The organism is Bacillus pretiosus, from assembly GCF_051294775.1.
Taxonomy (GTDB): Bacteria; Bacillota; Bacilli; order Bacillales; family Bacillaceae_G; genus Bacillus_A; species Bacillus_A wiedmannii.
Map to the genome: position 1 here is coordinate 1 of NZ_JBPPHF010000427.1, position 289 is coordinate 289.

At 24.6% G+C, this 289-nt stretch carries 1 protein-coding gene; it reads left to right on the forward strand.

The annotated features are described in order from the left end of the window. On the forward strand, positions 1 to 289 hold a 289-nt coding region (locus tag ACSG5Z_RS31575; RefSeq protein WP_503827195.1), incomplete at both ends, for an RNPP family C-terminal domain-containing protein.

A 289-nucleotide genomic window follows, 5' to 3' on the forward strand; every position in this document is an offset into this window, starting at 1 on the left:
GACAACATCAGTATACAGAGCTTTATGAAATAGTAACAAAAGAAAAACACTTAAATAATTTTCAAACAAAAGAAGATAACCAATTTCTACTATGGCATGAAGCAATTGCTATATATCTTGTGAATAACTCAATAAAATCGGCTTTAACTCTTTTAAATAATGCATTAAAACTATCTTTAACAAATATTGATGTTTTATCTGAGAGAGAAATAGAAATTATGCAAACTATGGCTATATTTCATGCAGAAAATAAAGAATACAAAAAAAGTATTAATATATTAAGAAGATG